Annotated in this window: 5 protein-coding genes; all 5 read left to right on the top strand. The window is 69.6% G+C overall.

Translation table 11 applies throughout. The features are described from left to right. The first annotated feature begins 8 nt into the window (after nt 1–8). Entirely contained in the window at nt 9–1445 is a 1437-nt protein-coding gene (locus G4D87_RS29605; protein ID WP_240358714.1) for a TldD/PmbA family protein, read from the top strand. 15 nt (nt 1446–1460) lie between these two features. Further along, the gene (locus G4D87_RS29610; RefSeq protein ID WP_163786056.1) at nt 1461–2807 is read left to right on the top strand and encodes a TldD/PmbA family protein; all 1347 of its coding nucleotides are present in this window, start codon (nt 1461–1463) and stop codon (nt 2805–2807) included. A gap of 36 nt (nt 2808–2843) precedes the next feature. Beyond that, entirely contained in the window at nt 2844–4250 is a 1407-nt protein-coding gene (locus G4D87_RS29615) for a sigma-54-dependent transcriptional regulator (protein WP_163786057.1), read from the top strand. Between the two features lie 193 nt (nt 4251–4443). Then, entirely contained in the window at nt 4444–5358 is a 915-nt protein-coding gene (gene gspC / locus G4D87_RS29620; RefSeq protein ID WP_205507764.1) for a type II secretion system protein GspC, read from the top strand. A gap of 25 nt (nt 5359–5383) precedes the next feature. Continuing rightward, nucleotides 5384–7728: type II secretion system secretin GspD (gene gspD / locus G4D87_RS29625; RefSeq protein WP_163786059.1), on the top strand; the 2345-nt coding region annotated here is incomplete at its 3' end.

The following is a 7728-nucleotide window of genomic DNA, read 5'->3' on the forward strand; positions in this document are numbered from 1 at the left end:
CCTCGAAGCTGGCCCCAGCCGTGGCCCGGCGGTCCACGCCCGCCGCCCTGCTGCCCCAGCCGCTGGTCGAGCGCCTGCTCGCCGTGGCCATGGAGCGTGGGGGCGACTTCGCGGAGGTGTACGTCGAGCGCACGCTCACCACGGCGGTGCGGCTGGAAGAATCCCGCATCAAGAGCGCGCAGACGGGCCTGGTCCAGGGCGTGGGCGTGCGCGTCATCTCCGGCGGGAAGGTGGGCTACGCCTTCTCCGACGACTGGGACGAGCCCGCACTGCTGCGCGCGGCCTCCAACGCGGCCATGATTGCCCAGGGTGGCGGCGCCGAGCGCAGCTTCCCCGTGCGCCGCGCCGCGGTCCCCAGCCACTACCACGTCAGCACCCCGCTGATGGACGTGGAGGTGTCGCTGAAGACGGGCCTGCTCATGCGCGCCGACAAGGCCGCCCGCGCCTTCGACGCGCGGGTGAAGCAGGTCAACGGCGGCTACGTGGACCAGACGCGGCGCATCGCCGTGGCCAACACCCACGGGCGCTACACCGAGGACACCCAGGACCTGTGCCGGCTTTCGGTGATGGTGGTGGCCCAGGGCAAGGGCGGCGAGCAGCGCACCGGCATGTACGGCGGCGGCGGGCGCGTGCCCTTCAGCCACTTCGACGCCTTCTCCCCGGAGGACGTGGCCCGGGAAGCGGCGCGGCAGGCGGTGGCCACGCTGGGCGCGGTGGACTGCGCGGCCGGCCCGCAGACGGTGGTGCTGGCGCCGGGCTGGAGCGGCATCCTCCTGCATGAGGCGGTGGGCCACGGCCTGGAGGCGGACTTCATCCGCAAGGGCACCTCGCTGTTCGCCGGGAAGCTGGGTGAGCAGGTGGCGTCCGACCTGGTCACCATCATCGACGACGGCACCGTGTCCAGCGGGCGCGGCTCCATCAACATCGACGACGAGGGCAACCCCGGCGAGCGCAAGGTCCTCATCGAGAACGGCGTGCTCAAGGGCTACCTCTACGACAGCCTCAACGCGCAGCTCATGGGCCAGCGCAGCACCGGCAGCGGGCGGCGCGAGTCCTTCAAGCACCTGCCCATGCCGCGAATGACGAACACCTTCCTGGCCCCGGGTGACCACGCCCCCGAGGACATCCTCAAGGAGGTGAAGCGCGGGCTGTACTGCGCCACCTTCGGCGGCGGGCAGGTGGACATCACCAACGGCAACTTCGTCTTCGAGGTCAGCGAGGCCTATCAAATCGAGGACGGCAAGCTGGGCCGCCCGGTGAAGAACGCGACGCTCATCGGCGTGGGGCCGGAGGCGCTGAAGAACGTGTCCCGCGTGGGCTGCGACCCCATGCAGGACCCGGGCATGGGCATATGCGGGAAGAATGGCCAGTCCATGCCCGTGGGCGTGGGGCTGCCCACCGTGCGCATCGACAACATCACCGTTGGCGGAACCAAGGTCGCCTGAGAGAGAGCACCAACCATGGACTACCAGCAGCTCGCGAAGAGAATCGTCCAGCGCGCCAGGCGCAAGGGTGCCCGTCAGGCGGAGGCCTTCCTGGAGGTGGGCCGCCAGAGCAGCGTGCGCGTGCACCAGGGGCAGATTGAAGACCTCACGCAGTCCACCAGCAAGGGCGTGGGCGTGCGCGTGGTGCTCAAGGACCGCCTGGGCTTCGCCTATACGTCCGACTTCGAGCCCTCCGCCGTGGACCACATCGTGGACCAGGCGCTGAAGCTGGCGGAGTTCTCCGCGCCCAGCAAGCTCAACGGCCTGCCCTCCGGCAAGGACCTGGGCCGCTTCGGAGACACCGGCCTGCTCTTCGACCCCCAGGTCGCCGAGCTCCCCGGGGACTGGAAGATCAAGACGGCGCTGGAGGTGGAGAAGGCGGCCCGGGCGGAGGACTCGCGCGTCATCGCCTTCAATGGCGTGGGCGCCGGGGACTTCGTGTCCGAGGTCTACATGGCCTCCAGCGAGGGCGTGACGGGCGCGTACTCCGGCACCTACGTGTACCTGTACGCGGCGCCGGTCGCCTCCGATGGCAAGGGGCTCCAGACGGGCTACTGGATGGACTACCGCCGCTTCCTGGATGCTTTGGACGGACCGGAGTCCATCGGCCGCGAGGCCACGCGCCGCGCGGTGCGGATGCTGGGCGCCCGGCGGGTGAAGACGCAGCAGGTGCCCGTGCTGTTCGACCCGCAGGTGGCCGCGTCCTTCGTGTCGGACGTGGCGGGCGCGGCGGACGGCAACGCCGTGTACCAGAAGGCCAGCCTCCTGGCCCCGCTGCTGGGCAAGCGCCTGGCGGGCGCGCACGTCACGCTGGTGGATGACGGCCTCATGCCGCGCGGCCTGGCCACCGCGCCCTTCGACGGCGAGGGCGTGCCCACGCGGCGCACGCCCATCATCGAGCAGGGCGTGCTCAAGTCCTTCCTCTACGACGCGTTCACCGCGCGAAAGGCGAAGACGCGCACCACCGGCAACGCGGCCCGCGGCTACAACGGGCTGCCCGCCATCGGCACCAGCAACCTGTATCTGGAGGCGGGCTCGAAGACGCCGGAGGCGCTGCTGCGCGAGGTGGACAGCGGCTTCTACGTCACCGCCCTGCTGGGCCACGGCACCGACGCGGTGACGGGCGAGCTGTCCGCGGGCGCCAACGGCCTGTGGATTGAGAAGGGCGAATTGACGCACCCCGTGCAGGAGGTGACGGTGGCGGGCAACCTGCTGCAGATGCTCAAGGACCTGGACGGCATCGGCAGCGACCTCCAGTTCCGCAGCGGCACGGTGGGCGCGCCCACGGTCCGCTTCCGGCAGCTCACCGTTTCGGGCGAGTAGCCAAGGGAACACGGCTTGCAGGCGGTTTCGCACAACATGACATCCCCCACGGTCCTGGTCGTCGACGACGACCGCGCGAACCTCGACTCGGTCGTCCGCATCTTCCAGCGCGAGGGCATGGCCACGCTGGCCGCCGCCAACGGCACGGAGGCGTTGGAGCTGCTGCGCCGGCCGGAGGTCGCCGCCATGGTGACCGACCTGATGATGCCCAACATGGACGGCCAGGAGCTGCTGCGCGCCGCGCGCGCCATCCGCCCGGACGTGGAGGTGGTGCTGATGACGGCCTACGGCACGGTGGAGACGGCCGTGGCGGCCATGAAGGACGGCGCCTACGACTTCATCACCAAGCCCCTCAAGCGCCACGCGCTGGTGAAGGCCATCCAGAAGGCGCTGGAGAAGCGGGCGCTGGTGGCGGAGAACCAGTCGCTCAAGGCGAAGCTGGCGGAGATGAGCGCGGCGGGCGGGCGCTCCATGGTGGGCCAGTCCCCCGCCTTCCGCGCCATGCTGGACACCATCCGCCAGGCGGCCCCCTCCACCGCCACGGTGCTGCTGCTGGGGGAGTCCGGCACGGGCAAGGAGCTGGCCGCGCGCTCCGTCCACGAGTTCTCCCAGCGGGTGCGTGGCCCCTTCGTCGCCGTCAACTGCGGCGCGCTGCCGGAGAACATCCTGGAGGCGGAGCTCTTCGGCGTGGAGCGCGGCGCCTTCACCGGCGCGGTGGCCCGGCGCGAGGGCCGCTTCGAGCGCGCCCACGGCGGCACCCTCTTCCTGGACGAAGTCGGGGAGATGCCGCTGCCCGCCCAGGTGAAGCTGCTCCGCGCGCTGGCCGAGGGCGAAATCGAGCGGCTGGGCGGCACGCAGACGGTGAGGGTGGACGTGCGCCTCGTCGCCGCCACCAACAAGGACCTGCAGAAGGAGGTGGCGGAGGGCCGCTTCCGCGAGGACCTCTACTACCGGCTCAACGTGGTGGAGATTCGCGTGCCCGCGCTCGCCTCACGCCGCGAGGACATCCCCCTGCTGGCGGACGCGTTCCTGCGCCGCTTCGCCGCCAAGAATGGCAAGGTGCTGCGCGGCTTCTCGCAGGAGGCGCTGGGCGTGCTGGAGAACTACGCCTGGCCCGGCAACGTGCGCGAACTGGAGCACGCGGTGGAGCGCGCGGTGGTGCTGGCGCGCGGCGAGGTGCTGGAGGCCAGCGACCTGCCCGAAGCCGTGCGGAAGGGCCCGCTGGGCTCGGCCGGACAGCTCGTCATCCCCATTGGCACGCCCATGGAGGAAATCGAGCGCCGGGTGATCCACGAGACGCTTCGCCACACCCGCGGCGACAAGACGCTGGCCGCACGGCTGCTGGGCATCGCCGCGCGGACCATCTACCGCAAGCTGGAGCGCGAGCAGTCCACCGGGGACGGCCCCGGCGCCGCGGCGCCCGGCCCCGACACCGACGACTGACAGGGCGTCACACCGCCCCCCGCCTGGCTTTGACAATTTGTCCGGCGGGGTTTCAAGGGCCGCGGCACGTGTCAGGGGCGCCTGCTATTCCGAAATAATTTCAAGCAGTTGGCCGTAGGTCCTGTCTTGCCCGCCTGGCCCGCGATGGCACCTGGCTTGCTCAATGAGGGCCCGGCTTTCTCCTGGAAGCGTGATGGAACTCTTCTTTCGAAAATACTTTTGGACGGTGAACCTGGTGTTCATCCTGCTCGTCGGAGTGCTGGCGGCGAGCACGGTGAACCTGTTCGTCGAGTCCGCCATCTCCCCCGTTCCCACCGGGGGGTCGTCCGCTCGCGCGCCGTCACAGCCGCGCCGCAGCGAGACGGCCATGGCGATGCTCGACCTGGACCGTCTGGCGCGGCTGACGGGCATCACCCTGCCCGAGCCCGAGCCCGAGGTGCAGGAGCCCGGCGGCGCTTTGGCGGAGGTGGACCCCAACGCCGCGCCCGTGAAGAGCGGCCTGCGGGTGAAGCTGCTCGGCACGCTGGTGGCGAGCAACCCCGACTGGTCCTTTGCTTCCATCCTGGACATGACGACGCAGCGCTCGCAGACCTTCATGGTGGGCAACGCCCTGCAAGGCGCCACCGTGGAGGCCATCGAGCGTGAGCGCGTCATCATCATCAACGGGGGCCGCCGCGAGTTCATTGACGGCAACCCGGGGGATGGGGCCTTCGTGCCGCCCTCGCCTCCGGTGGGCCAGGCCAACACCGCGCCGCCCAACGACGGCAGTGGCATCCGCGCCACCAGTGAGAATGAGTACGAGGTCCCGCGCGCGGAAATCGACAAGACGCTCAACAACCTCAACAGCGTCGCCATGCAGGCGCGCATCGTGCCCGCGTTCAAGGACGGTCAGGCGGTGGGCTTCAAGCTCTTCTCCATCCGTCCGGACTCCATCTACTCAAAGATTGGCGTCCAGAATGGCGACGTCATCCGTCGCATCAACGGATTCGACCTCAACAGCCCGGAGAAAGCGCTGGAGGTCTATTCGAAGATGAAAGACGCAGCCCGCATCGAGATCGAGATCGAGCGCAACGGTGCGCCGATCCGCAAGTCGTACAACGTCCGTTAATCACCTCCGCAGCGCCCGCTCCTCCATGAAGACGCTCCCGTCCTGGATGCTCTGCCTGTGCCTCGCGCTCGCCGTTCCCGCGCAGGCCCAGCGCCGCTCGCCGCCCTCTGGCTCCGCCGGAGAGCGGACGATTTCCCCTCAAGGCCCTGGCGCCACCAACGCTGGTGAAGCCAACGCGGGTCCCCGCCGCACGCCCACGTGCGAGGAGGCCCGCCGCAATGCCCGCTACGGCATCTACTTCGACAAGGTGGAGATCGAAAAGCTGGTCCAGACGGTCGCGGACGCCACCTGCCGCACCTTCATCCTGCCGGAGAACGTGCGCGGGAAGATCTCCATCATCGGCCCGGAGAATGGCCGGGTGGAGGTCAACGCGGACGCCTTCTACTCCGCCTTCCTCGCCTCGCTCGACGCCAACGGGCTCGCCGTCTACCAGTACGGCCGGTTCATGAAGATCGTCGACAAGCGCTCGGCGAAGCAGAACCCCATCCCGACCATCATCGAGGACGGTGAGCCGTACACCACCAACGAGCAGATGGTGACCAAGCTGTTCCGCGTGCAGAACGTGGAAGTGGAGCCGCTGCGCGGCGTGCTCCAGCAGCTGGTGTCCAAGGACGGCGACACGATTCCGTATCCGCCCGACACCATCATCATCAACGACGTGGGCTCCAACATCCACCGCCTGGAGCGCATCATCCACCAGCTGGATACGCGCGCCGCCAGCGACGAGATGCGCATCATCCAGGTGCAGTACGCCTCCGCGCAGGACGTGGCCAACACGGTGCAGCGCCTCTTCGAGGCCAAGGGCGCCCGCCCCGGCCAGCCCGCCGCGCGCAACCTGCCTCCCGGCAGCCCCCAGGCCGCGCAGGCGGCCCAGGCGGCCCAGGGCGCCACGGGCGGTCCGGTGACGCTGTCGCAGATCATCCCGGACGAGCGCACCAACAAGCTCATCATCGTCGCCAGCCCCGCGGCCTTCGACCGCATCCAGGACATCGTCGGGCAGATTGACATCCCCACCAGCGGCGGCGGGCGCATCAACGTCTACTACCTGGAGAACGCCAACTCGGAGGAGCTGGCCAGCACGCTCCAGTCGCTGGCCCAGGGCACCGGCGGCACGCCCCAGCGCGGCCGCATGCCGATGCCGGCCCGCCCGCCGGGCGCACCCGCCGCGACCACGACGCAGGCGGCGGAGCTGTTCAGCGGCGAGGTGAAGATTTCGGCCGACAAGGGCAGCAACTCGCTGGTCATCGTCGCCAGCGCGGCGGACTACAAGAACATCGTCCAGGTCATCCAGCAGCTCGACAAGCCGCGCCGCCAGGTGTTCGTGGAGGCCGTCATCATGGAGGTCAACCTGGACCGCAACGCGCGGTTCGGCATGAACCTGCACAGCGGCTTCAGCCTGAGCACGGAGAATGGCCCGGTGCCCGGCCTCATCGGCACCAACACCTCCGGCAACGGCCTGCCGCCGTCCCTGTCGCTCACCAGCCTGGCGTCCTACGGCGGCTTCCTCGCCGGCCTCCAGGGCCCCGTCATCCCCGCGCTGGAGAAGCTGGGCATCCCGGCCTTCGGCGTGGTGCTGCACGCCATGCAGCAGAGCTCGGACGTGAATGTGCTCTCCACGCCGCACATCCTCACCAGCGACAACGAGGAGGCGGAAATCACGGTGGGCCAGAACGTGCCCTTCCAGTCCGGCTTCAACCCGTCCTCGCTGGGCTCGCTCGGCGGCGGCGTGGGCACCGGCGGCGTCGCGGGGGGCCTGGGCGGCGGCCTGCTGGGCGGCCTGGGCGGCCTGGGGTCGCTCTACGCCCCCATCACCCGCCAGAACGTGGAGCTGAAGCTGACGGTGAAGCCGCAGATCAACGAGAGCGACTACATCCGCCTGGTCATCAACCAGCAGACGGAGGAGATCGCCTCCACCGACCCGGTGCTCGGCCCCACGACGTCCCGCCGCAGCGCGAAGACGACCGTCATCGCGCGCGACCAGGAGACGCTGGTGATTGGCGGCATCATGCAGGACCGCACCCTGGAGAGCGTGTCCAAGGTGCCGCTGCTGGGTGACATCCCGCTGCTGGGCCACCTGTTCCGCGACACCACGCGCCGCAAGACGAAGACGAACCTGCTGCTCTTCCTGACGCCCTACATCATCCGGGGGCCGGAGGACTTCCGCGTCATCTTCGAGCGCAAGATGAAGGAGCGGCAGCAGTTCGTGGAGCAGTTCTATGGCCAGGTGCCCGGCTACGACGTGGCGGTGGACTTCACCCGCAAGCCCGGTCCGCTGTCGCGCATGGGCCAGAAGGTGACGCAGGAGGAGCAGCGCGCGGAGAACGGCGGGCCGGGCGTGTCCGGCGAGCGCGTCATCACCCCGACCCCTCC

It is taken from the genome of Myxococcus vastator, assembly GCF_010894475.1.
GTDB lineage: Bacteria > Myxococcota > Myxococcia > Myxococcales > Myxococcaceae > Myxococcus > Myxococcus vastator.

Bases quoted from the DNA above. Each gene is read 5' to 3' on its own strand.
- G4D87_RS29610 (WP_163786056.1), top strand. From the start codon at position 1,461: ATGGACTACCAGCAGCTCGCGAAGAGAATCGTCCAGCGCGCCAGGCGC.
- G4D87_RS29615 (WP_163786057.1), top strand. From the start codon at position 2,844: ATGACATCCCCCACGGTCCTGGTCGTCGACGACGACCGCGCGAACCTC.
- gspC (WP_205507764.1), top strand. From the start codon at position 4,444: ATGGAACTCTTCTTTCGAAAATACTTTTGGACGGTGAACCTGGTGTTC.